This is a genomic window from Bradyrhizobium sp. LB13.1 (assembly GCF_054056815.1).
In genome coordinates this window covers 426,355-451,719 of the sequence record NZ_JBSRYQ010000001.1, presented here as the reverse complement: position 1 = coordinate 451,719, position 25,365 = coordinate 426,355, and the positions used below count along the sequence as shown (strand labels likewise).

26 protein-coding genes, 1 tRNA gene and 1 pseudogene are annotated in these 25,365 nt (G+C 63.6%); 17 read left to right on the top strand and 11 right to left on the bottom strand.

Features of this window, described 5'->3' with window-relative positions:
• Positions 1–78 precede the first annotated feature (78 nt).
• Positions 79–893: pseudogene (locus tag ACVWYI_RS02165) on the top strand (enoyl-CoA hydratase).
• Positions 894–998: 105 nt separating this feature from the next.
• On the opposite strand, the gene ACVWYI_RS02160 reads toward ACVWYI_RS02165, so the two are convergent.
• Positions 999–1,074, bottom strand: a tRNA-Ala gene (locus ACVWYI_RS02160).
• Between the two features lie 175 nt (positions 1,075–1,249).
• Here ACVWYI_RS02160 and ACVWYI_RS02155 point away from each other — a divergent pair.
• Genes ACVWYI_RS02155 through ACVWYI_RS02145 form a run of 3 tightly spaced genes read left to right on the top strand, consistent with a single transcriptional unit; the run spans position 1,250 to position 2,764 of the window.
• The gene (locus ACVWYI_RS02155) at positions 1,250–1,546 is read left to right on the top strand and encodes a YggT family protein (protein WP_247352886.1); all 297 of its coding nucleotides are present in this window, start codon (positions 1,250–1,252) and stop codon (positions 1,544–1,546) included.
• Positions 1,546–1,869 carry a DUF167 domain-containing protein gene (locus tag ACVWYI_RS02150; protein ID WP_456661090.1) on the top strand — a complete coding sequence of 108 codons (324 nt, stop codon included), beginning with the start codon at positions 1,546–1,548 and terminating at the stop codon, positions 1,867–1,869. Before ACVWYI_RS02155 ends, ACVWYI_RS02150 begins: the two co-directional genes overlap by 1 nt.
• A gap of 10 nt (positions 1,870–1,879) precedes the next feature.
• Positions 1,880–2,764 (top strand): bifunctional methylenetetrahydrofolate dehydrogenase/methenyltetrahydrofolate cyclohydrolase, encoded by an 885-nt coding sequence (locus tag ACVWYI_RS02145; protein ID WP_247444151.1) that lies wholly within the window; start codon positions 1,880–1,882, stop codon positions 2,762–2,764.
• Positions 2,765–2,831: 67 nt separating this feature from the next.
• On the opposite strand, the gene ppa is transcribed toward ACVWYI_RS02145, so the two are convergent.
• Both ppa and ACVWYI_RS02135 read right to left on the bottom strand, forming a co-directional pair.
• Positions 2,832–3,365 carry an inorganic diphosphatase gene (gene ppa / locus ACVWYI_RS02140; protein ID WP_247352428.1) on the bottom strand — a complete coding sequence of 178 codons (534 nt, stop codon included), beginning with the start codon at positions 3,363–3,365 and terminating at the stop codon, positions 2,832–2,834.
• Positions 3,366–3,542: 177 nt separating this feature from the next.
• The gene (locus ACVWYI_RS02135; RefSeq protein ID WP_007598725.1) at positions 3,543–4,052 is read right to left on the bottom strand and encodes a GNAT family N-acetyltransferase; all 510 of its coding nucleotides are present in this window, start codon (positions 4,050–4,052) and stop codon (positions 3,543–3,545) included.
• Positions 4,053–4,314: 262 nt separating this feature from the next.
• On the opposite strand from ACVWYI_RS02135, the gene ACVWYI_RS02130 reads away from it, so the two are divergent.
• On the top strand, positions 4,315–5,205 hold the full coding sequence (locus ACVWYI_RS02130) for an alpha/beta hydrolase family protein (protein ID WP_354048422.1): 891 nt from the start codon (positions 4,315–4,317) through the stop codon (positions 5,203–5,205).
• Positions 5,206–5,248: 43 nt separating this feature from the next.
• Positions 5,249–5,656 (top strand): thiol-disulfide oxidoreductase DCC family protein, encoded by a 408-nt coding sequence (locus ACVWYI_RS02125; RefSeq protein ID WP_456661089.1) that lies wholly within the window; start codon positions 5,249–5,251, stop codon positions 5,654–5,656.
• Between the two features lie 12 nt (positions 5,657–5,668).
• On the opposite strand, the gene ACVWYI_RS02120 is transcribed toward ACVWYI_RS02125, so the two are convergent.
• Positions 5,669–6,913, bottom strand: a complete 1,245-nt coding sequence (locus ACVWYI_RS02120) for a flavin monoamine oxidase family protein (protein ID WP_354048533.1) — start codon at positions 6,911–6,913, stop codon at positions 5,669–5,671.
• Positions 6,914–7,039: 126 nt separating this feature from the next.
• On the bottom strand, positions 7,040–8,866 hold the full coding sequence (gene typA, locus ACVWYI_RS02115; RefSeq protein ID WP_247444147.1) for a translational GTPase TypA: 1,827 nt from the start codon (positions 8,864–8,866) through the stop codon (positions 7,040–7,042).
• A 502-nt stretch (positions 8,867–9,368) separates the two neighbouring features.
• Between typA and ACVWYI_RS02110 the strand changes: the two genes are divergently transcribed.
• Both ACVWYI_RS02110 and ACVWYI_RS02105 read left to right on the top strand, forming a co-directional pair.
• Positions 9,369–9,695 (top strand): ArsR/SmtB family transcription factor, encoded by a 327-nt coding sequence (locus ACVWYI_RS02110; protein WP_247352419.1) that lies wholly within the window; start codon positions 9,369–9,371, stop codon positions 9,693–9,695.
• Complete coding sequence (locus ACVWYI_RS02105) at positions 9,692–10,123, top strand: SRPBCC family protein (protein WP_456661088.1); 432 nt, start codon at positions 9,692–9,694, stop codon at positions 10,121–10,123. Before ACVWYI_RS02110 ends, ACVWYI_RS02105 begins: the two co-directional genes overlap by 4 nt.
• Positions 10,124–10,224: 101 nt before the next feature.
• On the opposite strand, the gene ACVWYI_RS02100 is transcribed toward ACVWYI_RS02105, so the two are convergent.
• A complete protein-coding gene (locus ACVWYI_RS02100) occupies positions 10,225–11,010 on the bottom strand; it encodes a Crp/Fnr family transcriptional regulator (protein WP_456661087.1) in 786 nt (261 codons plus the stop codon).
• 161 nt (positions 11,011–11,171) lie between these two features.
• Between ACVWYI_RS02100 and ACVWYI_RS02095 the strand changes: the two genes are divergently transcribed.
• Positions 11,172–11,570 (top strand): response regulator, encoded by a 399-nt coding sequence (locus ACVWYI_RS02095; protein ID WP_456661086.1) that lies wholly within the window; start codon positions 11,172–11,174, stop codon positions 11,568–11,570.
• A 6-nt stretch (positions 11,571–11,576) separates the two neighbouring features.
• Here the strand turns inward: ACVWYI_RS02095 and ACVWYI_RS02090 are convergent, their stop codons facing one another.
• Positions 11,577–13,118, bottom strand: coding sequence for an alkaline phosphatase D family protein (locus ACVWYI_RS02090; protein ID WP_456661085.1), 1,542 nt, complete (start codon positions 13,116–13,118; stop codon positions 11,577–11,579).
• A 90-nt stretch (positions 13,119–13,208) separates the two neighbouring features.
• Positions 13,209–14,654 carry a TAXI family TRAP transporter solute-binding subunit gene (locus ACVWYI_RS02085; RefSeq protein ID WP_354048415.1) on the bottom strand — a complete coding sequence of 482 codons (1,446 nt, stop codon included), beginning with the start codon at positions 14,652–14,654 and terminating at the stop codon, positions 13,209–13,211.
• Between the two features lie 152 nt (positions 14,655–14,806).
• Here ACVWYI_RS02085 and ACVWYI_RS02080 point away from each other — a divergent pair, with 152 nt between their 5' ends.
• Together ACVWYI_RS02080 and ACVWYI_RS02075 are read left to right on the top strand one after the other, a co-directional pair.
• On the top strand, positions 14,807–15,109 hold the full coding sequence (locus tag ACVWYI_RS02080) for a 4a-hydroxytetrahydrobiopterin dehydratase (RefSeq protein ID WP_247352408.1): 303 nt from the start codon (positions 14,807–14,809) through the stop codon (positions 15,107–15,109).
• A 102-nt stretch (positions 15,110–15,211) separates the two neighbouring features.
• Positions 15,212–15,592, top strand: a complete 381-nt coding sequence (locus ACVWYI_RS02075; RefSeq protein ID WP_354106563.1) for a YkvA family protein — start codon at positions 15,212–15,214, stop codon at positions 15,590–15,592.
• 165 nt (positions 15,593–15,757) lie between these two features.
• Here ACVWYI_RS02075 and ACVWYI_RS02070 read toward each other — a convergent pair whose 3' ends face one another.
• From ACVWYI_RS02070 to ACVWYI_RS02060, 3 genes are all read right to left on the bottom strand, one after another.
• On the bottom strand, positions 15,758–16,924 hold the full coding sequence (locus tag ACVWYI_RS02070) for a TAXI family TRAP transporter solute-binding subunit (RefSeq protein ID WP_456661084.1): 1,167 nt from the start codon (positions 16,922–16,924) through the stop codon (positions 15,758–15,760).
• Positions 16,925–16,942: 18 nt separating this feature from the next.
• The gene (locus ACVWYI_RS02065; RefSeq protein WP_456661083.1) at positions 16,943–17,665 is read right to left on the bottom strand and encodes a hypothetical protein; all 723 of its coding nucleotides are present in this window, start codon (positions 17,663–17,665) and stop codon (positions 16,943–16,945) included.
• 446 nt (positions 17,666–18,111) lie between these two features.
• Positions 18,112–19,086 (bottom strand): NADPH:quinone oxidoreductase family protein, encoded by a 975-nt coding sequence (locus ACVWYI_RS02060; RefSeq protein WP_456661082.1) that lies wholly within the window; start codon positions 19,084–19,086, stop codon positions 18,112–18,114.
• 224 nt (positions 19,087–19,310) lie between these two features.
• Between ACVWYI_RS02060 and ACVWYI_RS02055 the strand changes: the two genes are divergently transcribed.
• From ACVWYI_RS02055 to argG, 6 genes are all read left to right on the top strand, one after another.
• Positions 19,311–20,150: an SDR family oxidoreductase gene (locus ACVWYI_RS02055; RefSeq protein WP_456661081.1), complete on the top strand. Its 840-nt coding sequence runs from the start codon at positions 19,311–19,313 to the stop codon at positions 20,148–20,150.
• Positions 20,151–20,267: 117 nt separating this feature from the next.
• Positions 20,268–20,930 carry an invasion associated locus B family protein gene (locus tag ACVWYI_RS02050; RefSeq protein WP_456661080.1) on the top strand — a complete coding sequence of 221 codons (663 nt, stop codon included), beginning with the start codon at positions 20,268–20,270 and terminating at the stop codon, positions 20,928–20,930.
• 183 nt (positions 20,931–21,113) lie between these two features.
• Positions 21,114–22,307, top strand: coding sequence for a 23S rRNA (adenine(2503)-C(2))-methyltransferase RlmN (gene rlmN / locus ACVWYI_RS02045; protein WP_247352395.1), 1,194 nt, complete (start codon positions 21,114–21,116; stop codon positions 22,305–22,307).
• A gap of 159 nt (positions 22,308–22,466) precedes the next feature.
• On the top strand, positions 22,467–22,961 hold the full coding sequence (locus ACVWYI_RS02040; RefSeq protein WP_247352392.1) for a hypothetical protein: 495 nt from the start codon (positions 22,467–22,469) through the stop codon (positions 22,959–22,961).
• A gap of 57 nt (positions 22,962–23,018) precedes the next feature.
• Positions 23,019–23,795, top strand: coding sequence for a phosphatase PAP2 family protein (locus tag ACVWYI_RS02035; protein WP_247352390.1), 777 nt, complete (start codon positions 23,019–23,021; stop codon positions 23,793–23,795).
• Between the two features lie 93 nt (positions 23,796–23,888).
• Entirely contained in the window at positions 23,889–25,226 is a 1,338-nt protein-coding gene (gene argG / locus ACVWYI_RS02030) for an argininosuccinate synthase (protein ID WP_456661079.1), read from the top strand.
• The last annotated feature ends 139 nt before the right edge of the window (positions 25,227–25,365 follow it).

Genomic DNA, 25,365 nt, shown 5'->3' with positions numbered 1-25,365 from the left:
TGTCTCATCCCTTTATATGCTAGGCTTGCCGCCAACGAGCGCGTGTGAAACTGCGCCGGCAAACAAAGGGAGAGCGCCATGGCCTATGAACACATTCTCTATGAGGTCAGCGACAAGGTCGCGACCATCACGCTCAATCGGCCCGACCGCATGAATGCGTGGACGCCCATCATGGAGCGCGACGTGCGCCATGCGATGGAAGCATCGAGCGCCGATGACAATGTCCGCGTCATTGTACTCACCGGCGCGGGCCGGGCCTTCTGCGCTGGTGCCGACATGGATGCACTGAAGGGGCTTGACCCCAATGACGTCAGGCGAGCGTCGAACCTGCCGCCCTTCGACATGAACCGGCGGCCCGACTGGCAGACGCGCTATGGCTTCTATCCGTCGATCGGGAAGCCCGTGATCGCCATGCTCAACGGGGCGACCGCCGGCATCGGCCTCGTCCACGCGCTCTATTGCGACCTGCGCTTTGCCGCCGACAACACCGTGTTCACCACCGCCTTCGCGCGGCGCGGTCTGATTGCCGAGCATGGCATCAGCTGGATGCTGCCGCGCATCGTCGGTCATGCCAACGCGATGGATATGTTGCTCTCGGCGAGGCGCGTGGGGAGCGACGAGGCATTGCGGATCGGTTTGGTGAACCGGCTCTGCCCGCCGGAAAAACTCCGCGAGGAGACCTATGCCTATGCACGCGATCTCGCCGATTTCGTCTCGCCGAGCGCGATGGCTGTGTGATCAAGCGGCAACTCTACGAGGTGCCGTTCCAGACGCTGGCGGAGGCGACGATCGAGGCCAATCGGGAAATGATGGTGGCGCTGAACGGCAGCGATTTCAGGGAGGGTGTGGCGAGCTTTATGGAGAAGCGGCCGCCAAGGTTTACGGGGAAGTAGGGGAGAATTTCGGATGGAGGCCGCCGTCGCCCCTTCGGGCTATGGTGCGGCAGCCTTCGCCACGAAGCGGCTTGCCGAGCCGAAGCAGGCGCAGCCTGCGAAGGCTGGTGGAGCCAGGCGGGATCGAACCGCCGACCTCGTCATTGCGAACGACGCGCTCTCCCAGCTGAGCTATGGCCCCTTTGCTGGCCGCTCTGGTCAATGCGGCCGACAACCGGGCGCCATTTAAGTCCCCGGCAAGGTCAAGTCAAGGACGGGTGCAACCCGGTTTTAGCCATCCCGGCACCGACTTCCCTTGTTTGGTTCGGGGGGAACCGATATCTAGCAGTCTTCCTCCCCTGCGAGCTCCCCATCAGATGCGTGCTATTCTCGAAATCATTCTGCTGATCTTGGACCTGTACGTCTGGCTCTTGATCGCCTCAGCCATCTTGTCGTGGCTCATCGCGTTCAACGTCGTGAATACGCGCAATCAATTGGTCGCAGCAATTGCCGAATTTCTGTACCGAATCACCGAGCCTCTGCTGGCGCCGATCCGGTCGATCATGCCAAATCTGGGCGGCCTCGATATTTCGCCCATTATCCTGATCTTGCTGATCTATCTGATCGAGAAGTTGATCGTTTACAACGTTATGCCTCTCGTCATCGGATATTGATGGAACCTTGGCGTTACGGAGCCGCAGGAATCAGCATCGCGCTGCGGGTGACGCCGCGCGGTGGCCGCGACGAGATCGACGGCATCGAGCAGCTGGCCGATGGCCGCAGCGTGCTCAAGGTGCGGGTGCGCGCCATCGCAGATGGCGGCGAGGCTAACAAGGCCGTTCTGGTGCTGCTGGCGAAATCGCTTGGCGTGCCCAAGGCCAGCGTAAAGCTCCTGTCGGGAGCGACCTCCCGGCTGAAGCAGATCGCGGTCGACGGCGATCCGGCGCGGCTCGGCGAAGCTCTGCGCCAGCTCGCATCAGCCAAATCGACAGACTGAGGAAAGAGGCATGACCGCCAAGATCATCGACGGAAAAGTCATCGCCGCAGAACTGCGTGCGCGCGTCGCGGACGAGGTCGCCCGCGTCAAGCGCGAGCACAATCTGGTGCCGGGCCTTGCTGTGGTCCTGGTCGGAAGCGATCCGGCGAGCGAGGTCTATGTCCGCTCGAAACACACCCAGACCCAGGCTGCCGGCATGGCGTCGTTCGAGCACAAGCTGGCGGCCGACGTCTCGCAAGCAGATCTCCTGGCGCTGGTCGCAAAACTCAACCGCGATCCCGCCGTGCACGGCATTCTGGTGCAACTGCCGCTGCCCAAGGGCCTCAACACCGAGACCGTCGTCAATGCCATCGATCCCGCCAAGGATGTCGATGGGCTGCATCCGAACAATGCCGGCCGCCTCGCCGGCGGTTTCGAGGCGCTGTCGCCCTGCACGCCACTCGGCTGCATTATTTTGACCAAGAGCGTGCATGCTTCGCTCGAAGGCATGAACGCCATCGTGATCGGCCGCTCCAACCTCGTCGGCCGCCCACTGGTGCAGCTGTTGCTGAACGAGAACGCCACGGTGACCATCGCACATTCGCGCTCGCGCGACCTGCCCGGGCTCGTGAAGCGCGCCGACCTCGTCTACGCCGCGGTCGGAAAGGCCGAGATGGTGCGCGGCGACTGGCTGAAGCCGGGCGCGACCGTAATCGACGTCGGCATCAACCGGATCCCGAAGGACGACGGCAAGACGCGTCTCGTCGGCGATGTTGCCTACCAGGAAGCGCTCGCAGTGGCTGGCGCCGTTACGCCGGTGCCGGGCGGCGTCGGTCAGATGACGGTCGCGTGCCTGCTGGTGAATACGCTGCGCGCCGCCTGCGCGATCGCGGGTCTGCCGAAGCCGGCGGTGTAACTCAAATTCTCGCGTCCCGCCGCCGCGCCGCGTGCAACGATGCGGTGCTGCGCTGGGACAGGACAGCTCAGGCCTTCTTCTTCTCGCGATCAATGCCTTCGAGGATCAGCTTGTGCGCATCCTCGGGGCCGCCCCAGCGCAGGATCTTCACCCACTTGCCGGGTTCGAGATCCTTGTAGTGCTCGAAGAAGTGCTGGATCTGCTGGAGCGTAATGTCCGGCAGGTCGGAATACGACTTCACCTTGTCGTAGCGCTGCGTCAGCTTCGAGGACGGCACCGCCAAAATCTTCTCGTCGCCGCCGGCTTCGTCTTCCATGAACAGCACGCCGACCGGGCGCACGCTCATGACGGCGCCGGGGATGATGGCGCGGGTGTTGATGATCAGGACGTCGCAGGGGTCGCCGTCATCGGACAGCGTGTGCGGGATGAAGCCGTAGTTACCGGGGTAACGCATCGGCGTGTAGAGGAAGCGGTCGACCACCAGCGTGCCGGCTTCCTTGTCCATCTCGTATTTGATCGGCTCACCGCCCACAGGGACTTCGATGATGACGTTGACGTCCTGTGGTACGTTTTTCCCGATCGAGACCGCATCGATACGCATTCAAGGCTCCGTTGTTGCCGAGGTTAAATCGCACCCGGCAGCGATTTTGGCGCTGTCATACGCGGGCTTGCCCCGCTGATCCATCGCGTTTTTGTGAAATAATGAATCCAGCGATCACCGGCTCAAAAGGCAGCGGTATCGACGGAAGGGAAGCGCTGCCGGCTGGACTTCAGCAGCTCAATTGGTCCAAGCGAAGGCAACCTTGTCGAGCGACTTCGGCCCGAAACGCTCCGACGAGCGCGCCACCATGCGGCCGCCCAAGGCACGGTAGAACTCGGTGGCCGGATCGTTGTCCGAGAGTGCCCACACCACCATGCTCTTCAGGCCGCTCTGCATCAGGTCGCGGCGGGCCGCGGTGAACAGGCGGCGGCCGAAGCCCAGGCCTTGGAATTCGGGACGCAGATAGAGCTCATAGACCTCGCCGTCGAAATGCAGGCTGCGGGCGCGGTTGCGACCGTAATTGGCATAGCCCGCGATCTTGTCGCCGAACACCAGCACGCTGACGCGGCTGCCCTTGCGGATCGCGCTGTCCCACCATTGCGGACCGCGGCGGTTGATCAGCTTTTCCAGCTCGGCGCCGGGAATGATGCCCTGATAGGCGGAGCGCCAGGCTTCGTCATGGGTGGACGCCACCGCGGTTGCATCTGCGGCTTTGGCCGGCCGGACCTCGATCAGGGTTGTGCTCATGGACGCAATCAAACCAAGTCGCCGCGCCAACGGCAAGACCTATCGTTAATTATGGGTTAACCTGTGGACTTTCTGCATCAGTATTTTCACCATGTTGTACCGAAAAAAGACAAGGCGCCGATTCGAATGGCACCGGAGTGCCGTGCGTCGGTGCAAAACTGCTTTGCGGCAACGAATGAACGGCAATGGCAACGCAGAAAGTCTGCCGATATTGATTCGTTCCTATTAGTGTGACGGTCGCTGTTCTCGCCTCCGGCAATTCATGCGGCTCCTCAACACCCTCGTGCTTCTGCCTCTCCTGGCCCTGCTGACTGCGCCGCCTCTGTGCGCCCAGGTCACGTTTGGCTCGTCCGGAGCGGAGGGTGATCCATTTCGCCGGCAGCAATGGCGCGTGCCATCGCCGGGTACCGACATCGCCGCGCATGCTCTGCTGTTTCGCCCGCCAGGTGCCGGCCCGTTCCGGCTTGCGGTGATCGCGCATGCCTCGACGCAAAATGGCTTGCGGCGCGCGCAAATGCCACAGCCGGAATATCGCGCGCTCACCGCATTCCTCATCGCGCGCGGCTTCGCCGTGCTGGTGCCGGAACGGCTCGGCCATGGCGCGACCGGCGGCCGCTATGCCGAGGACCAGGGCGGCTGTGACGAGGCGGACTATGCGCGCTCGGGCCGCGCAACGGCCGACGCAATCTCACTCGCGCTGGAGGATTTGCGAAAGCAGGATTTTATCCGCGAGGACGCCGCGATCGTGATCGGCCATTCCGCCGGCGGTTGGGGCGCGTTGGCGTTCGCGAATGCCGATCCGAAAGCGATCTCCGCCATCATCGCCTTTGCGCCGGGACGCGGCGGCCATGCCAATGACGAGCCGAACCGGATCTGCGCGCCGCAGACGCTTCTCGCGGCAGCGGCTGAATTCGGCAAGGCCGCGCGCATCCCCGTCACGTGGCTCGTTGCCACCAATGACAGCTATTTTGCACCGGCATTCTCGAAAATGTTGGTCGACGCATTTCGCGGCAGCGGCGGCAAGGTCGATTTCCGCACCCTGCCGGCCGCCAGCGGCGAGGGGCACTGGACGATCGAAACCGAGGCCGGCGTCAAAGCCGCGAGTGCCGAACTCGATCGCGCACTGAAGCCGGTGGCTGGCAAAAAGCCATGACGCTGTATTTCCTGGTCGCGCTCCTGACGCTGGATAAGCGCTGATGCCAAAATGGCCTGATGACGACGTGATCCTGTTCGACGGCGTCTGCATCTTCTGTTCGCGCTGGGTGCGGTTCGTCGCGCAGCGGGACACGGCGAAGCGGTTTCGCTTCACGCCGATCCAGTCGGACTATGGCGCCCGGCTCGCGCGCACGTTCGGCATCGATCCGGATGATCCGGATACAAATGCTGTTATCCATGGCGTCGACGTCTTCATGAAGTCGGACGCCGCGCTGACGGTGCTGTCGAACTTGCCGGGATGGAATTGGACGCGCGCGTTGTTCGCCGTGCCCAAACCGTTGCGAAACGCTGTGTACAGCCTCATCGCACGCAACCGCTATCGCATCTTCGGCAAGTATGACGCGTGCTTTGTGCCGGACGCGGATTTACGGGCACGGGTGATCGAATGACGGAGTTTGCTGTTACGGCTTGTTTGAAGCCGCCAGCACTTCCTGCGCCGCGCGCTCCCCTGAGTCCCTCGCTCCATGCGCCGTCGTGAAGAAGTTCGGCGACGTCGCTTCTCCCGCAAAGAACAACCGCCCATCTACCGGCGCGGCCAGCACGGCGCGGTCGCCGGAGTGGCCCGGCAGCGCGTGCGAATATGAGCCTCTCGCGAAGGGATCGTGGGCCCAGCGGGACTCGTAGAGCGGCTTCAGCTTTTGCCTGATGTCGTTGCCGAGAAAGCCTGCGATTTCGTCGATGCTTTGCGCGGCGATCGCGCCTTCGCCGGCGGCTTCCAACTCGCGGGCAAAGCTGCCGCCGAAAAAGCCTTCGATGCAGGGCTGGCCGAACGGGCGGATGTGGTAGGTGCCCATGGCGGTACGCATGGTGGCGCCGCGCAAATTACCTTCTTTCGGAAAGGCTTCGGCGTCCTCGAGCGCAAGCGTCACCTTGTCGTCGACGCCGAGCGGCAGGCCGGCTGCGGCATCGACCTTGGCGCGCAACGCAGGTGAGAACCGGATTGCTTCGTCGGCGATCAGGTTGGTCGGCACGGTGACGATCACCTTGTCCGTGGCCAGCGCGCCCTGTGAAGTTTCGATGCGGATGCGCTGGCCGGAATGATCGATCAGCGTGACGTTGCAGTTCAGCGCCATCGGGCAAGGCGCGCCATAGGCCGCGATCAGGGTCCCATATCCGGCCCGCACGCGCCAATTGAAGTAGGTGTCCTCGTAGGCTTCCATGTCCAGGAGCGAGACCTGATCGAGCTCGCACCCGTTCACATAGGTCGAGACCGCGTCGATCATGGGATTCCAGCGGTTGCCGGGTTCGAGATAGCGGGAGGCAGGAGCATCCTCGCCTGCTTCCGCAGCCTCGGAGGCGCGATCGTAGAACTGATCGATCGCGCGCACGAAATCCTGGCGCAGAATTTCCGGAAACGCGTCGCCAAAGGCGCGATCGCTCCAGGGCGGCAGGTCGTTATTGAGTTCGAAATTGAGCTGCCGAGCGATCGGAACGAAGGAGTTCTTGTCGGCAGAGTGCAGCCAGCCGCAGCCGACGTCGAAGGTGACTTCGGGCGAGGCCTGTACGGTCCAGGCGCGGCCGCCGAGCCTGTTACGCGCCTCCAGCACGATCACGGAAAGCCCTGAGCCTGCCAGCGCATGCGCCGCGCCGAGGCCGGCGGCGCCCGCGCCGATGATCGCGACGTCGACTGAGGAGGGAAGGGACATAGCGGTCAATTTCATCGTCATGCCCGGGCTTGTCCCGGGCACCCACGTCATTGACACCAGTATCGAAGACGTCAATGGCCGGGACAAGCCCGGCCATGATGCATTCGTCGTGTGTCCGAGTGGCTCTTACGCCACCGCTTCCTTGGACTTTTCCGCGCGCTTGCGTTCGTTGGCGTCGAGGTGCCGCTTGCGCAGACGGATCGACTTCGGCGTGATCTCGACCAGCTCGTCGTCCTCGATATAGGCCAGCGCCTTTTCCAGGGTCATCCGGATCGGCGGCGTCAGGCGCACCGCTTCGTCCTTCGAGGTGGTTCGGATGTTGGTGAGCTGCTTGCCCTTGAGAATGTTGATCTCGAGGTCGTTCTCGCGGGTATGCTCGCCGACGATCATGCCCTTGTAGACCTTCCAGCCTGGCTCGATCATCATCGGACCACGATCTTCCAGCTTGAACATGGCATAAGCCACCGCTTCGCCCTGATCGTTGGAGATCAGGACGCCGTTGCGGCGGCCCTGGATCTCGCCCTTGTAGGGCGCGTAGCCGTGGAACAGACGGTTCATGATCGCGGTGCCGCGCGTGTCGGTGAGCAGTTCGCCCTGATAGCCGATCAGGCCGCGGGTCGGCGCGTAGAACACCAGCCGGAGGCGGTTGCCGCCGGACGGCTTCATCTCGACCAGCTCGGACTTGCGCTCGCTCATCTTCTGCACGACGACGCCGGAATGCTCCTCGTCGACGTCGATCACGACTTCCTCAATCGGCTCCAGGGTGGCGCCGGTGGCCTCGTCCTTCTGCAGCACGACGCGCGGACGCGACACCGAAAGCTCGAAGCCTTCGCGGCGCATGGTCTCGATCAGGATCGCGAGCTGCAATTCGCCGCGGCCCGAGACTTCCATCGCGTCCTTGTCGGAGGCTTCGACGACCCGCAGCGCGACGTTGCCTTCGGACTCGCGCAGCAGGCGGTCGCGGATCATGCGGCTGGTCACCTTGTCGCCTTCGGTGCCGGCGAGCGGCGAGTTGTTGACGATGAAGGACATCGACACGGTCGGCGGGTCGATCGGCTGCGCCACGAGCGGGGTCTCGACCGACGGATCGCAGAAGGTGTCGGCGACAGTGCCCTTGGTCAGGCCGGCGATCGCGACGATGTCGCCTGCATCGGCTTCTTCGAGCGGGGTGCGCTCGATGCCGCGGAAGGCGAGGATCTTGGTGATGCGGCCCTGCTCGATCATCTTGCCGTCGGCGCCCAGCACCTTCACGGCCTGGTTCGGCTTGATCGAGCCTGAGGTGATGCGGCCGGTGATGATGCGGCCGAGATAGGGGTTGGCTTCGAGAATGGTGCCGATCATGCGGAACGGGCCTTCCTCGACGGTCGGCGGCGCGACATGGCGCACGATCAGGTCGAACAGCGGCTGCATGCCGGCTTCGTGCGACCCATCCGGACTCTCGGCCATCCAGCCTTGCTTGGCCGACCCGTAAAGGATGGGGAAGTCGAGCTGTTCCTCGCTGGCGTCGAGCGCCGCGAACAGGTCGAACACCTCGTTGATGACTTCGGTCGCCCGCGCGTCGGGACGGTCAACCTTGTTGATGACGACGATCGGCTTCAGACCGACCTTGAGCGCCTTGGAGACCACGAACTTGGTCTGCGGCAGCGGGCCTTCGGCGGCGTCCACCAGCACCAGCGCGCCGTCCACCATGTTGAGGATGCGCTCGACCTCACCGCCGAAATCGGCGTGGCCGGGGGTGTCGACGATGTTGATGCGCGTGTCCTTCCACTGCACCGAGGCCGCCTTCGCCAGAATGGTGATGCCGCGCTCGCGCTCCAGATCGTTGGAGTCCATGGCGCGCTCGGTCACCTTCTGGTTCTCGCGGTAGGTGCCGGATTGCTGGAGGAGACGGTCGACGAGCGTTGTCTTGCCGTGGTCGACGTGGGCGATGATAGCGATGTTGCGAAGGTTCATGAGTGAGCTTCTTTGCGGTCGGACAATGGGTTAAGCGCGATCTCGCCGGTCAGACCGGGACCTGTTCTCGAAACAACGCTGAAAGTCTGGAAACGGGGCGCTTTCCGCCCAAAAAGGAAACCCGGTCTCTGCGACCGGGTACCCTGTGCGTTGCGGCGCAATATATGCAAAAACCGCCAAAAAACAATGTGTTCTTTGGCGGTTGGTTGATTGAATTTTGTCCGGGAATCCCCGGGGGTTATGGGGCAGGCCGGGAGAGAACTCTTCGATCGCCAGCCGTGCCCGGACGTTACCGGCTGCTTGGTGAAAGGCGACTTTGACCAGTCCGTAGCTTCTCCGACATTGCGAACCTCGACTCGGGCCCAACCGGGATGGGCGGTTAGCGTCCAGGGTTCCGCGATGCCCGCCGCCGCGGTTCGACCGGGATCATCGTGAACCACGATCCATAGTCATACGCCGATGTATTCTTGACAAATCCATAGGTAGCACCCTATGGATAATGATGAGCCAAACACAGGCGACTGAGCTCTTTCGAGTTTTGTCCGATCCTACCAGACGGGGCCTGTTCGAGCGGCTTTCGCGAGAGGGAGACCTGACCGTGAGCGCCCTAACTGCTGGCGCCCACGTCTCGCAGCCTTCGGTATCGGAACATCTCAAAGCCTTGCGCTCGGCCGGATTGGTCACGGACGAGCGTCATGGTCGGCAGGTGTTCTATCGCGCCCAGCCCGATGGTCTCGCGCCTCTTATCGATTGGCTTGGGCACTACGAAGGTTTCTGGCGCGAGCGCTTCAATCAAATGGAAAATTTACTGAGGGAGATGGATCAGTGACCGAAGCTGTCGCCCTGCGCTCATTGATTGTTGAGCGCACGCTGCCTTACCAACCCGACAAGGTGTGGCGTGTACTGACGCGGCCAGCTCTCATTGACCGATGGTTGATGAAGAACGACTTCGAGCTTCGCGTCGGCCACCATTTTAATTTTCGCGCTCAGCCCATGTACGGATGGAATGGCGTCACGGACTGCGAAGTTCTGGAAATCGTTCCGAGCGAGCGGCTGGTCTACAGTTGGAACGCCTCCGGCGAACAGGCCAAAGGCGGCCTCAAAACCATCGTGACCTGGACAGCAGTCGGCGGCGGCACGGCCGTTCGGATGGAGCAATCTGGCTTCCGGCCGGAAGACGAAGGCGGCTATCGCGCTATGGGCGGCGGTTGGCCAGGCATGCTGGCCAAAATGGAAGAGGTTGGATCCGACTTTTAGCAAACTGCTCGCGGGCACTATCGGATCGTATTTCAATTCTTCCCGCTCAACAGTTCTGGCATGGGTTCGCGGTCTTATTGAGCCAGGCTTCGGCGCGCGTATCAGCGTTTGGACCTCATGCCGAGTTGAGGTTCGCCCTCCTCGGTCGGATAGACCCCGCGCAGCACCTCCTCGAAGTGCATCTTCACGGCCTCGTTGCACATGCAGGCGCGCAGGCGGAGGCCCTCGCGGTTGCGGACCAGGATCGATCCGCGCCGTGTGTCGAGCACGCCTTCCGCCTTGAACGACTGGAGCACGCGGCTGGCGTAGCTGCGGCCGACGCCGAGCAGCGTCGCGAGTTGTTCGTGCGTCAGCGGCACGCTGCTCGCGTCGCCGGTCCGCTCCATCGCCGCCAGCATCCATTTGGCGGTGCGCTGCTCGATCGAGTGAATGGCGTTGCAGGCGGTGGACTGGAAGATCTGCGCCAGCATGCAATCGGCGTAGCGAGCGAAGACATGGCGCAACGACGGCGAGCGCTGCTTGGCGGCCTCCAGCTTGCTGACATGAATTCGCGCAAACGGCCCGCCGAATTTCACGCAGATCCGGGTATAGGCCGGCAGATAGCCCTCGCTGACGATGCCGCCGACCGCGCCTTCGCGGCCGACCAGAATGGTCTCGACATCGCGGCCGTCCTCATTGGGAACCACAAAGGTCGCAAGCGCCGGCCCGCATGGAAAATGGACCACTTGGACGTCGTCGCCGGGGTTGTAGAGCAGTTCATTCGCCGCGGCGATTTCGACCATGATGTGTGGTGCAAGCAGGGCGAAATCGGCCTGGCTCAAGCGCCGCAGCAGATTGTTGGTCGGCCGGCTGTCGATCTCGGTGGCGTTGCTGGTGCGCGCGTCCATCTTAAACTCCCATCCGCCTCCACATTAGCGAGTTCCGGCCAGGTCCTGTGTGCACAAGTGGACAGACCCAACAACTGCGATGTGGTGGGTTTCGTTCCGGGAACCCTCCGGCGCGCTGGGCGCAGGCGTCGTGACGCGGCTGTCCTGATCAGAGAAACCTCATGCTCCCAGTTGTGGCGATGGCACCCGCTCTTTCCGATGGTTCAGACTGTCCTGCCGATGTCCTGATCGTCGAGGACGATCCGATCATCGCAATCGACTTCGAGGATCGCCTGCTCGGATTTGGCGTGAAGAGCGTGCGCACGGTGGGATCGGTGGCGCAGGCGCTGGCGGCGATCGCGGCGCGCGCTCCAGATTTTGCGCTGCTCGACGTCGAGCTGAGCCGCGAGAAGAGCTTTGCGGTCGCCGAGCGGCTGGCGGCCCTGCAAATTCCCTTCGTCTTCGTCACCGGTTACGACGCCGAAGCACGGATCGCTCCCGATTTCGTCAAGCGGCCGCGTCTGCAAAAGCCATGCTCGAGCGAGGCGCTGGAGATCGCGCTACGGTCGCGTGGCGCCTGAAGCCGGTCAAGCCGGCTTGGGATCAAGCGTGGTCGACCACAGCGCGACGTCGGCGCGGTCGCGCAAGGTCACCGTCATCTGGCCGGACCCGCCGTCGATCTTGACGTGACCGAAGAATTGCATGCCGGCGGACGGCGGCAGGTTCTGGTCGTCCTTGCCGGGCGCCTTGACGAAGCGCACCTCCGGCCCAAAGGTGTTATCCAGTTCGTTCGGACCGAACGTGCCCGCATGCAGCGGCCCCGAGACGAATTCCCAGAACGGCTCGAACTCCTGGAATTGCGCCTTGTTCGGATCGTAATAATGCGCGGCGGCGTAGTGCACGTCCGCGGTCAGCCACACGGTGTTCTTGATCGGCGCCATCTTGATGAAGCGCAGGATGTCGGCGATCTCGAATTCGCGGCCGCGCACCGGGCCGTCGCCCTGCGCAAACGCCTCGGAGCCGCCCTTCGGCGTGTCTGACACGACGAGGCTGAGCGGCATGTCAGAGGCGATCACCTTCCAGGTCGCGCGCGAATTTAGGAGGCCGCGCTTGAGCCAGGCCATCTGGTCCGGGCCGAGGAAGTAGCTGGCCGGGCCGTAAGCGGTCTCGAGATTGGGGCCGTTCGGGCCGCGATAGCTGCGTTCGTCGAGCACGAACAATTCGAGATGCGGGCCGTAGGAGATCTGGCGATAGACCCGGCCGGGCTCGACGATGCTCTCGCGCATCGGATACATCTCGTGGAAGGCGCGGCCTGCGCGCGCCGCGAGCAGCGTGACGTCGCGCTCCTTGTAGGTCGCCGGCAGCTCCTTCGACAGCGACCAATTGTTGGTCACCTCATGGTCGTCCCACTGCACGAAGATCGGCACTTCCGCGTTGAAGGCGCGAACGTTGTCGTCGGTGAAATTGTATTTGTGCGCGGCGCGGTACTCGTCCAGCGTCTCGGCGACCTTGGCCTTCTCGGGGATCGTAACGTTCTTCCAGATCTTGCCGTCGGCGAGCTTTACCTCGGACTGGATAGGACCGTCGGCATAGATGGTATCGCCGGAGTGCAGAAAGAAATCCGGACGGTGCTTGCGCATCGCCGAGAAGGTGAACATGCCGCCGTCGTCGGGATTGATGCCCCAGCCTTGTCCTGCGACGTCGCCGCCCCAGACGAAGCTGACGTCGCGGCGGTCGGCGGGCGCGGTGCGGAAGTGGCCGGTCACCGGCTCGCTTTCCACCGCGGTGTGCGAAAGGTCGCGGAAGCGGACGCGATAAAAGATGTCCTGCCCGCCCGGCAGGTTTTCGATCAGCATCTTTGCGGTGAAGTCGCTCTCGGGCAGCGCCGCGATCGGCGGCAGCGCGCGGGCATCCCTGAACGACTCCGTCGTCGCCACTTCGACCAGCATCTGCGAGGGACGGTCGGCGCGCGCCCAGACCACGCCACCGTCGACGGTGACGTCGCCAGACTGCACGCCATGGGTCACCGCCGGCCGGTCGGCCGCGCGGGAAAGATGCGGCATTGCAACCGCGCCAAGCGCGCCGGCACTGGTCGTCAGGAAACGGCGACGTGAAAATTTGATGTTCATGGGACGGTCTCGATATCGCGTGACGCGGACCGCCCAAGGCGGCCGCTACGGTGAAGTCCGACGCTATATCGAGACAATGTGACGCAGCGATTACGCGCTGCCGGCGGCCCTGAACTGCGCGCCCGCACGTTGCAGGTTCTGCGGCAGGCTAAACAGCACAGCCTTACGATCGGCGACGGCCGCGTGGAACTGGTCGAGCGCGATGTTGAAGGCGGTGAGCGCGGCTTCTTCGACCGCGCCGTGATCGAAGCAGCGCAGCGTATTGCGCAGGATGTCGTCGGCCTCGGTCTGCATCTGGTCAAGGTCTTCGGTCGTCTCGCTCTTGCGTGCCGCCGCGATCATGTCGAGCAGGCGTTCACGCTGATGGTTGTTGTTGTCGCGCTCGTCCTTCTTCAAATAGCCCGCAAACCAGGCGCCGATCGAGCCCATGGCCGAGAGCGCCATCAGGGTCCACCAGATGTAATCGCTGTATTTGTCGAGGAAGGTCTTTTCCTCGCCGTCGACGAAGGCGGCCGCGCCGGGATGCACCGGGATCACCGCATCCTTGTCGGTGTCGGGCGTTTCGATCTTCGCCGCCAGCGGGAATTCAGTCACCAGTTGCTGGCGCACGGCAAAAAGCTGGCGCGTGAACGCGGCGATGTTGGTTTCGGATACGCCTTTGCGCGCCACGATGTGGTGCGAAAAGCTGATCGTCTTGACCTCGTCGTCGGGGCGAACGGGTGAGCCGCCATAGGTGCCGGCCGGAATCTCCGAGGCTTCATAAACCGGATGGTTCTGCGCGATCGCATCCGCGGAATCGATCGCGAGGAAGACCGGCGTGCCGCCTTCCCTGGCAGTGGCGGCGATCGCGTCCGACGTAATCTTGCTGTTGACAGGGCCGGCCGCGAGATAGGCATCGGCCTTCTGGGCCTTGATCGCCTCGGCGGCTTCGTTGGCGGGGAACTGTATGACCTCGACCTTGGCAGGATCGACGCCGTATTGCTGGAGGATCACCTTGAGCAGATTGACGTTAGCCTGGGTGCGGCCGATCACCCCGACCCGATGGCCGGCGAGCTGCGCGATCTTGGTGATCTTCGCGCCCTTCTTCTTGCCCTTGCCGGGCACGGTCCACAGCACCACGACGTTCTTGCGCAGGGTCGCGACCGCTTGCGCGTTCTTCGGCACGTCGACGTCGCCGCGCACGATGGCGAGATCAACCCTGCTTTCCGCGAGCGCCTCGGCGCTGGCTGTGGCGCCGTCGGTCTGGATCGGCCGAAGCCGCACCTGACTCTTGTTCTGAGTGAAGGCCTGCGTCAGCGCCTGCACGACCTTGAGGTCATCGCTGTTGGCGGGACCGACCGCGATCTTCAGCGTCACCGGCCGCATCGCGAAATAATAGCCGCCGGCAAGCGCGCCCACGATCGCAAGCACGAGTGCCAGAGACACGAGCGCCGTCTTCCGCGCCGCTGATCGCGGCGAAGGCGGGGTGGGCGCTTCGGCCAGGTCCAATCCCCCGGTCATCGATCTCCCGAACGGTCGCTTGAGGTTCAGTTTCATCTTGGCCGGCGATTTACACCCGCAAGTGTAGCAAATTTCCTGTCCGGCGGGGTTACATCTCCGTCATGGTTAGCGGACGGCACAAATCCCGTATGAACCCGGGGCGCCAGCACGGTGTTAGGGTAAAGTTCCCCTGAAGGACGGAGGCGACGATGGCAGAACGGCTCGAGGCGGAGGCGCGCAGACAGGCGCTGGGCGGACTCCCTGGCTGGACCGTGGTTCAAGGACGCGACGCGATCGGGAAGACCTTTGTCTTCAAGGATTTCAACGAGGCGTTCGGCTTTATGGCACGCGTCGCGCTGGTCGCCGAAAAGATGGACCACCACCCCGAATGGCGCAACGTCTACAAGACGGTGGAGGTGGTGCTGGCGACCCATGATGCCGGCGGCGTCACCGCGCTCGACATCGAGCTCGCCAAGGCGATGAACGCCATCGCCAAGCTGACACCAGGCTGACATCTTGCGAGGCGCTGCCGCGTCCCCCATCTTGTGATCAGCACGCGATGCGGCGATCTGCCGCTCTGACGCCGCCCTTGGCTGAAGTGGAGTTTGTCGACCATGGCTGCCGAGCACAGCGTTGGTTTCGAGCCGGCCGACCGGCTCGCGGAAGATCGCGAGAGCGTGCGCCGCCGTTTCTGGCGCAAGCTGAAGCGTGTCGCCGCGCAACTGCCTTTCGCAGAGGATCTGCTCGCCGCCTATTACTGCGCCTTCGACCGGCAGACGCCGCGCCATATCCAGGCGTCGCTGCTCGGGGCGATCGCCTATTTCATCCTGCCGTTCGACTTCGTTCCCGACGTGATGCCGATCCTCGGCTTCACCGATGACGCCGCCGTGCTCGCCACCGCGATCCGCATGGTCGCCAGCCACATCACGAACGAGCATCGCGAAGCCGCCCGCGCCGCACTGAAGCGCGGGGTGGATGAGGTGGAGGCGATCTAGGAGCCGTGTCGTAGCGTTCGCCACAAGCACGCTGTCATTCCCCGCGAAGGCGGGGAATCCAGTACGCCGCGACCGTTCGGTTCAATCATTGCCGCGTCCGGGGTACTGGATCGCCCGGTCATCAAGCCGGGCGATGACGACTGAGTGTGTGGATACGAGCGCTCACTACTTCTTCTCCGGCCCAGCTTGCGCCCGCGCCTTCTCCGCGTCCCACGCCTGGAATTGCTTGAAGAGCGTCTCCCTGTCCGCGTCGGAGACTTTCGCAGCCGTGGAGCTCTGCTTCAAAAAGGCCTCGAAGCGCTTCTGCGTCACTGGCTCGACGCCGTGTTTGTCGAGCCATTGCTGCGCCACCGGCAATCGGCTCCAGCCGGACAGCGGTGCCGCGAGCGAAACCTCCTTCCATTTGGGATGGAAAGGCGGGTTCTGGAGCGCAGGGAATTTCGTGAAGAACGCGTCCACGAACAGCGCGAGCTTGCGGTAGCGCTCGGTGTTGGGCGCCCAATTATAAGCCGCGAGCACCGCCGGCACCGCGATCGTGTCGACGCTTTCGCCCTCCTTGATCAGGTTCGGATAGTCCTTTGCAGTCAGCGTCGCCGGCAGATAGTCGTTCTGGAGCGGCTTGGCATAGTCGACCTTCGCAAGATGGAAGCGGCCGTCATTGCCGAACGTCGAGACCGATTTGTATGGCTTGCCGCCGACCACGATGACGGCGTCGATCTCGCCGGCCTTCAGCTTTTCCATCGCGATGCGCTGCTCGACATAGACGAATTTTGCCTTGATCCCGAGCCGTTCGAACACGGTGAGCGCGGTGACGAAGGTGCCGCCGTTCGGCAGATCGACGCTGACAGTCTTGCCTTCGAGGTCTTTGAGCGTCGCAACCGATTTCGGTGCGATCACCTGCATCTCCTCGTTGTAGAGTTTTGTCACATAGGTGAACTGCCGCTTGATGTCCTTGGCAAAACCCTTGCGCTCGAGATAGTCGAGCGTGTCGGCCCGCACGACGCCGAGATCGACGCCTTGCAGGAACAGGATGTCGGCGACGCTCTGTACCGAGCCACGGCCGACGATCGGCAGCACGCGAATCTTGTTGCCGTCGTCGAGCACGGAGGCGAGATCGGCGCCGAACTGCACATAGGTGCCGCCGATCGTGCCTGTTATCAGCGTGACGGTGTTGGCGTTCAGCGCCTGCTTGGTCGAGCTCGAGCCGAACTGGAAGATGGCTTTCAAACTGTCCGATACTTTCGCCGGATCGTATTCGGTCTGCTCGGCGCGGGCGGTGAAGGCACAGATCGTCATGATGGCGGCAAGCGCCATTCGCAAAGTGTTACGCATGATGTTCCCTGAAGAGTTCTAGTTCTGAAACCGGGCGAGGCGCTGGCGTGCCTCCGCAGATCCGAGTGATGCAGCTCGCTGGTACCAGTCACGTGCGACCGATGCGTCGGCAATGACGCTCCGCGCGTCGCTGGTGCCAAGCACCGCGGGGTCATAGCTCTGTGCGAGCAGAAGCGCGGCCGTTGCATCCCCAGCATTGGCCGCGCGTTCGAGCAGCAAACGCGCCGATGTGATGTCGCCGATGCCGATCAGGCTCCTTGCGCGCGTCATCAGCCCTGCCAGCGTCTCGGCATCGAGTGCCCTGACGGGCTCGGGTGGTGGAAGCTGCGCCACGAGCGGCGCCGGTGCCGGCACGGGACCTTGGGTTTGCAGCGCGATCTGATAGGCGGTCGCGATCGCTTCGCGGCTTGGCGTCGACGGTGCAGGGAGGGCCTGCGGGTCGGCGCTCGCCAGCATCGGGTTGGTTACGCGGGCGGGATCCTTCAGCGGGGTCTGCCGGGCGGCCGGCGGACCGACCGGTGTCGCAATTTGCTGCGGGGCTGTGTCGGTCCAGCCTCCGGCATCGCCGGCCAGCAGCCGGCGAAGGTCGGACTGAAACAACGTGACCGGGATCGCGAGGGTGGACGCCACCAGAATGGCGGCCAGAACGCGCGAGACCATCCTCGTTCTGGGACGCAAACCCGGTGGCGCGTACTCCAATGGGTCCGGTGCCCCGAGCGGATCGGACAGGAACAGCGGCATTGGATCGACTGAAATATCGGCCCGTGCGGCGCGCGCACGGATGTAGGACCTGGCAGGCGGATGTGACGCAGATTGATCGGAGTCGAACGCCCCCGACTCCCTGGACGGACGGTATGCCGTCGTCTCCATGGTGTGATGCTCCCCATTATTACGCAACGCAGGGGCCTTCCCGGCTCCAGTCTTCTTGTTGTTGTCCAGAAGCGCCCCGCAAACTGGAACCGGTAAATCGCCGTCCGATTCAGCCCAAAAAACGACGGCGGTTTGTGCGAATTGGGAAACATTTGGGTTTGATTACGGCGAAGCGGGGGAATGCACCGCAATTTTGGCGGTGATGGTTGATGGCATTTTCACCATGGAGCGCGCACGAAAAAACCGGCGCAGCTTCAGCAGCGCCGGCTTTCGCGAGATGACGGTTGCGCATGTGGGCGACTGCGTCGTCCCTGACCTCACGGATGCAAGATCACCTTGCCCATGGCCTGGCGTCCCGCGAGCACCTTCAGCGCGTCGGCAGTCTGTGCCAGCGGGAAGACGCGGTCGACATGCGAGGAGATTTTTCCTTCCGCCGTCCACTTCACGAGCTTCTCGAGATTGGCGCGGTTCTTTTCCGGGTTGATGCGCGTCCAGGCGCCCCAGAACACGCCGCGGATGTCGCAGCCCTTCAGCAGTGCGAGGTTCAGCGGCATCTTCGGAATGTCGCCGGCGGCAAAGCCGATCACCAGGAAGCGGCCCTCCCAGGCGATCGAGCGCAACGCCTGCTCGGCATAGGTGCCACCAACCGGATCGAAGATGATGTCGACGCCCTTGCCGCCGGTGAGTTTTCGCAAGCCTTCCTTCAAATCTTCCTTGCCGTAGTTCAACGTCAGCTCGGCGCCATGCGCTTTCGCGAATTCGAGCTTCTCGTCCGACGAGGCGCAGGCGATCACCTTCAGGCCCATCAGCTTGCCGAGCTCGCAGGCGGCAAGGCCCGTGCCCCCGGCGGCGCCCAGCACCGCGAGCGTCTCGCCCGGCTTCGGGCTCGCGCGATCTTCCAGCGCATGCAGCGCCGTGCCGTAGATGATGATGATGCCGGCCGCGCGGTCATAGTCGAGATTGTCGGGAATCTTCACGATCGATGCCGCCGGCAGCGCGATCTTTTCGCGCGCGCCGTTGTGGCCGCAGGAGGCCACGACGCGGTCGCCGACCTTCACGTCGGTCACGCCGGGACCGACGCTCTCGATCACGCCCGCGACTTCGGCGGCCGGCGAGAACGGGAACGGCGGCTTGATCTGGTACTTGCCCTGGATCATCAGGATGTCGAAGAAGTTCAGCGCCGCCGCCTTGATCGCGATCACAGCTTCGCCGGGACCTGCCACCGGATCCGGCACGTCGGCCAGAACGAGATCGTCGGGCTGGCAATATTGCGAGCAGAGGATGGCTTTCATGGCGGCACCTTGGGCGTTTCGAGTGGAATTATAGTTTGTCCGTTTCTGCCGGATTTAATGCGACCCGACAATCCGGATTCTTTGTCAGAGAGCATGCGTCGGCCTATCCTCGCGTCGTTGCGAGCGCAGCGAAGCCAATCCAGAAACCGCGCGGCGGAAATAGTCTGGATTGCTTCGCTTCGCTCGCGATGACGGAGCAAGAAGAAACAAGAAGGATTCAAACGATGTTTGAAACGAGCCTGCTTAGGGACAAGCGCATCCTCGTCACCGGTGGTGGCTCGGGTCTCGGCGCGGCGATGGGGCGCCGCTTCCTTGCGCTCGGTGCGGAGCTCGTGATCTGCGGTCGCAAGCTCGATCGCCTGGAAGCGACGGCGAGCGAGATGCGCGAAGAGACCGGCGGCAAGATCACCACCGTGGCCTGCGATATCCGCGACGGCGCCGCCGTCGAGAACATGATGGATGCCATCTGGCGCGAGGCGCCGCTCGATATTCTCGTCAACAATGCCGCTGCGACCTTCATCGCGCAGAGTGAGCGTCTATCGTTCCGTGCAGCGGATGCGATCCTCGCGCCGATGCTGCATGGCGCGATGTATTGCACGCTTGCCGCCGGCAAGCGCTGGATCGAGGGCAAGCATGGCGGCGTCGTGCTCTCGATTCTCTCGACATCGACCATCACCGGCCGCGCCTTCACCGTGCCGTCGGCGATGGCGAAGTCGGCGGTGCTGGCGATGACCAGGAGTCTTGCGGTCGAGTGGGGCCCGAAGGGCATCCGCACCGTCGCGATCGCGCCGGGACCGTTCCCGACCGCTGGTGCCTCAGGGCAGCTTCGTCCCGAGGGCCGCGACGAAGGGTGGGCCGCGCGCAACCCGATGGGGCGCGCCGGCGAGCACAGCGAGCTTGCCGACCTCGCCAGCTTTCTGGTCTCCGATCGTGCCGGCTACATCAACGGCGAGATGGTGGTGATCGACGGTGGCGCGCATTTGCGCAGCTCCGGCGCCGAGGATTTGTTGCGCTGGACCGATGCGCAATGGTCGGAGCAGCGCGCGGCGCGATCCAGGGCCTAGTCACCGCGACCTTCGCTAACTGCCTTCCCAAATTGGACTTTTCCGGCTATCCCTGCCGCGGGGACAACGCGCGGCCGGGCCATCTTCCAGTCACAATATTGAGGGAACCACTCCAGCATGTGGCGGGTGCTGATTTTAGCTCTAATGACTGGCGTGGCAGCCGGTGGAATCACCGATTCCGCGCGGGCGCAGACGGCGCAACCGGCGCCCAATACTGCCCCGAAGGAGGCCGCGCCGAAATCGGCTGCGCCGGCGGTCCATACGACCGGAAAGACGGCTGCAAAGCCCGAGAGCAAGCCGATGGCCCCTCCCGCGGCGGTTGCGGGCGGCGCCGAGCCAACCCTGATCGGCCAGTTCGGCACCTGGGGCGCCTATTCGGCCGCGCCCAACGGCAAAAAGGTCTGCTTCGCGCTGGCCAAGCCGTCGTCGTCGAAGACCAACCCGCCGAATCGGCCGCGCGATCCTGCCTATGCCTTCGTCTCCACCCGCCCGGCGGAGAAGGTCAACAACGAAGTCTCGGTCATGATCGGCTACGCGCTGAAGCCGGGCTCCGAATCCTCGGTCGAAGTCGGCGGCGGCGCTTTCGCCATGTACTCGCAAGGCGACGGTCTCTGGATCAAGAACGCGGCCGAGGAAGAGCGGATGGTCGAGGCCATGCGCAAATCCGCCGATCTCGTGGTCAAGGGCGTCTCAGCCAAGGGAACCGAGACAACCGACACCTTCTCGCTGAAGGGCCTCGCGCAGGCGCTTGACCGGATTTCGCAGGATTGCAGGCGTTAAGGCTGCGGGCGGTATCACGGTCGCAATCGGCGGTTTCGGTTGCTATATAGGGGCTATTCCCAAGGTACAGCCGTCATGGCCGGGCTTGTCCCGGCCATCCACGCGCTGGCTACGGGCGGATAAAGAACGTGGATGCCCGGGACAAGCCCGGCCATGACGAGACACAGCAATCTCAGGCAACCGATGACCGAGCCGCACAACGCAACACTGGTGGAGAAGACTCCGCTCGAAACCTATGTGCCGCCGGCGAGGCCCTCGCTCGTCGGTCTGTCGCGCACCGAGCTTGCCGATTGCCTCGGCGAGATCGGCGTCGCGCCGGCGCAGCGCAAGATGCGCGTGCAGCAGCTGTGGCATTGGCTCTATTTCCGCGGCGCCCGGAGCTTCGACGATATGACGTCGATCTCGAAGGGCATTCGGACCGATCTCGCTGAGCGCTTCACCGTCGACCGGCCCGAAGTCGTGGCGGAGCAGGTCTCCAACGACGGCACCCGCAAATGGCTGCTTCGGCTGCCGAGCGGCGACAATGTCGAGCGGGCGCATGAAGTCGAGTGCGTCTACATCCCCGAAACCGATCGCGGCACGCTGTGTGTGTCCTCCCAGGTCGGCTGCACGCTGAATTGCTCCTTCTGCCACACCGGCACGCAGCGGCTGGTGCGCAATCTCACCGCCGGCGAGATCGTGGGACAGGTGATGGTCGCGCGGGATCGTCTGAATGACTGGGCCGATCGCGAGGACGGCACGCGTCGTGTCACCAACATCGTGATGATGGGCATGGGCGAGCCGCTCTACAATTTCGAGGCGGTGCGCGATGCACTGCTCATCGTCGGCGACAATGAAGGCATCGGCATCTCCCGCCGACGCATCACGCTATCGACGTCGGGCGTGGTGCCGAACATCGTGCGTGCCGGTGACGAGATCGGCGTGATGCTCGCGATCTCGCTGCATGCGGTGCGTGACGAGCTGCGCAACGAGCTCGTGCCGCTCAATCGCAAATATCCGATCGCCGAGCTGCTGCAAGCCTGCCGAGATTATCCCGGCGCGTCCAACGCGCGCCGCATCACCTTCGAATATGTGATGCTCAAGGGCGTCAACGATTCGCTCGACGATGCGAAGCTGCTGGTGAAATTGCTCAAGGGCGTTCACGCCAAGATCAATCTGATCCCGTTCAATCCCTGGCCCGGCACGGCCTATGAATGTTCGGATTGGGACCAGATCGAAAAGTTCTCCGAATACATCTTCAACGCCGGCTATTCCTCGCCGGTGCGCACTCCGCGCGGCCGCGATATTCTCGCCGCTTGCGGCCAGCTCAAGTCGGAAACTGAAAAGCTCTCGGTGCGCGAACGCCAGACGCTGCGCGCCATGGCGATGACGGATTGACCTGATCATGCTCGCGCTCTCGCCTCCTCGTCATTGCGAGCGAAGCGAAGCAATCCAGAATGTCACCGCGGAAGCAGTCTGGATTGCTTCGTCGCACCAGCGCAAAATTGCTTCGCAATTTTGTCGCGGGCTCCTCGCAATGACGGTGGTTTTGGCGTCATGTCCCTGATCGGCCGCCTCATCGTCATTTTCATCGGCTTCCTCGCCGCCTGTTTCGTCGGCGGGATGATCGTCGTCGTCGCGCTGCTGTTTCCGGAATTTGCCGATCTTGGCGCCGGCCCCGTCGATCAGGGCGCGATCGACATCCTGCTCGGCTTCGGCTTCATCTTCGTCTCGGGCTTTGCGCTGGTGCCGGCGGCGGTGATCGTCGCGATCACCGAAGCGCTCTACATCCGCAGCGCGCTTGCCTACGCCGGCGGCGGTGGCATCGTCGGGCTCGCCTGCTATCTCGGTCTGATCCCCTTTCACCCCGATACGTTGCAGTTCGAGGGCGTGGTGCGGCGGCATCTGGAGATCATGACCGGTGCCGGTATTGTCGCCGGAATCGTCTATTGGCTGATCGCCGGCCGCAACGCCGGTGCCTGGCGTAATCCGCCGCCCCCGCGCACGCCGCCTCCGCCGCTGCCGGCGAATTCAAGGCCGGATTCGCGGTGACTTTCCTGGCTTCCGCCGGGGTTTCCATCCCCGCCCCACTCCGCTAAACCGCGCGCCATGAACCGGACCGGACTCTTCATCGCCCTGGCGCTGTGGCTCGTGATCGGCGTCGTTTTCGGCGTCTATCCCGAGCTCGATCTCAAGCTTGCTGCGCTGTTCTTCGACCCTGACACCAAGACGTTTCCGCTCAAGCTGAACGGCTGGGCCGGCTTCGCGCGCGATGCCGCGATGTGGGTCTCCTGGGCGTTCGTGCTGCCTCCGTTGATCGCGCTTGTGGTCAAGATGGTCCGTCCCGACCGCCCGCTGATGGTATCGGGGCGCGCGATCGTCTTCCTGCTGGTCACGATCATCCTGTCGGCCGGCATCCTGACCAATCTCACCTTCAAGACCTATTGGGGTCGGCCGCGCCCGGTGGTGGTGACGCAGTTTGCCGGCGACCAGCAATTCGTGCCGTGGTGGGATCCGCGCGGCGGCTGCGCGCGCAACTGCTCGTTCTTCTCGGGCGAGGGCGCGACCGCGTTCTGGACGCTGGCGCCGGCGGCACTGGCGCCGCCGGCGTGGCGGCCGCTCGCTTATGCCGGAGCGGTGGTGTTCGGCCTCGTGACCAGCGGGCTGCGGATGGCCTTCGGCGGCCACTTCTTCACCGATGTCTCGATCGCCGGCCTCGTGACCTTCGTCGTGATCTGGTTTGCCTTCGCGCTGATCTACCGCTGGCCGCGGACCCGGTTCTCGGACGCGGCGGTCGATGCCGCCTTGACCCGGCTGAACTGGCCCGCCTACAGGCTTCGTCAGCGCCTGTTCGGCCGCAAGACGGGCGCCGAGCCCTCAGTTTGAGCCATTAAATGGGTGCCGAGACCCGCGAAATTTGATAATCGCGCGGTCAACCCGTGAAACGACATCAGCCCTTCGAGACCGATTGGAAGCCCCATGACCACGATCCTGAAAAGCCTGCCCAAGGGTGAGAAAGTCGGTATCGCTTTTTCGGGCGGCCTCGACACCAGCGCGGCGCTGCTCTGGATGAAGCAGAAGGGCGCGCGCTGCTACGCCTATACCGCCAATCTCGGCCAGCCGGATGAAGCCGACTACAACGAGATCCCGCGCAAGGCGATGGAGTTCGGCGCCGAGAAAGCGGTGCTGGTCGATTGCCGCACGCAGCTCGTCCACGAAGGCATCGCCGCGATCCAGTCCGGCGCCTTCCACATCTCGACCGGCGGCATCACCTATTTCAACACCACGCCGCTCGGCCGCGCCGTCACCGGCACGATGCTGGTCGCGGCGATGAAGGAAGACGGCGTCAACATCTGGGGCGACGGCTCGACCTTCAAGGGCAACGACATCGAGCGCTTCTACCGCTACGGCCTTCTGACCAATCCGGGCCTGCGCATCTACAAGCCCTGGCTCGACCAGCAGTTCATCGACGAGCTCGGCGGCCGCGCCGAGATGTCGGCCTTCATGGTGGCGCAGGGCTTTGCCTACAAGATGAGCGCCGAGAAGGCGTACTCGACCGACAGCAATCTGCTCGGCGCCACGCATGAGGCCAAGGATCTCGAAAGCCTCGACAGCGGCATCAAGATCGTCAACCCGATCATGGGCGTGCCGTTCTGGCGCGACGACTGCAACGTCAAGGCCGAGAAGGTCGTGGTGCGTTTCGAGGAAGGTCAGCCGGTTGCGCTGAACGGCCAGACCTTCAGCGATCCCGTCGCGCTGTTCCTCGAAGCCAACGCGATCGGCGGCCGCCACGGCCTCGGCATGAGCGACCAGATCGAGAACCGCATCATCGAAGCCAAGAGCCGCGGCATCTATGAAGCGCCGGGCATGGCGCTGCTGCACATCGCCTATGAGCGCCTCGTCACCGGTATCCACAACGAGGACACCATCGAACAATATCGCATCAGCGGCATGCGTCTCGGCCGCCTGCTCTATCAGGGTCGCTGGTTCGATTCGCAGGCCCTGATGCTGCGCGAGACCGCGCAGCGCTGGGTCGCGCGCGCCGTCACCGGCGAGGTGGCGCTCGAGCTGCGCCGCGGCAACGACTATTCGATCCTCAACACCGAGAGCCCCAACCTCACCTATGCGCCGGAGCGGCTCAGCATGGAGAAGGTGGAGGACGCGGCGTTTACACCGGCCGACCGCATCGGTCAGCTCACCATGCGTAACCTCGACATCAACGATACCCGCGCCAAGCTGAAGCTTTACAGCGACACGGGTCTGCTCTCGGGCAGCGAAGGCTCGCAGATCTTCCGGCTGGAGAACGACAAGGGTTAGCCGGAACAGGGATTGCGATTTCGTTCGTCATTGCGAGCGAAGCGAAGCAATCCAGAATCTTTCCGCGGCGGCAGTCTGGATTGCGTCGTCGCTTCGCTCCTCGCAATGACGAAAAAAATGGCCGGGATCGCTCCCGGCC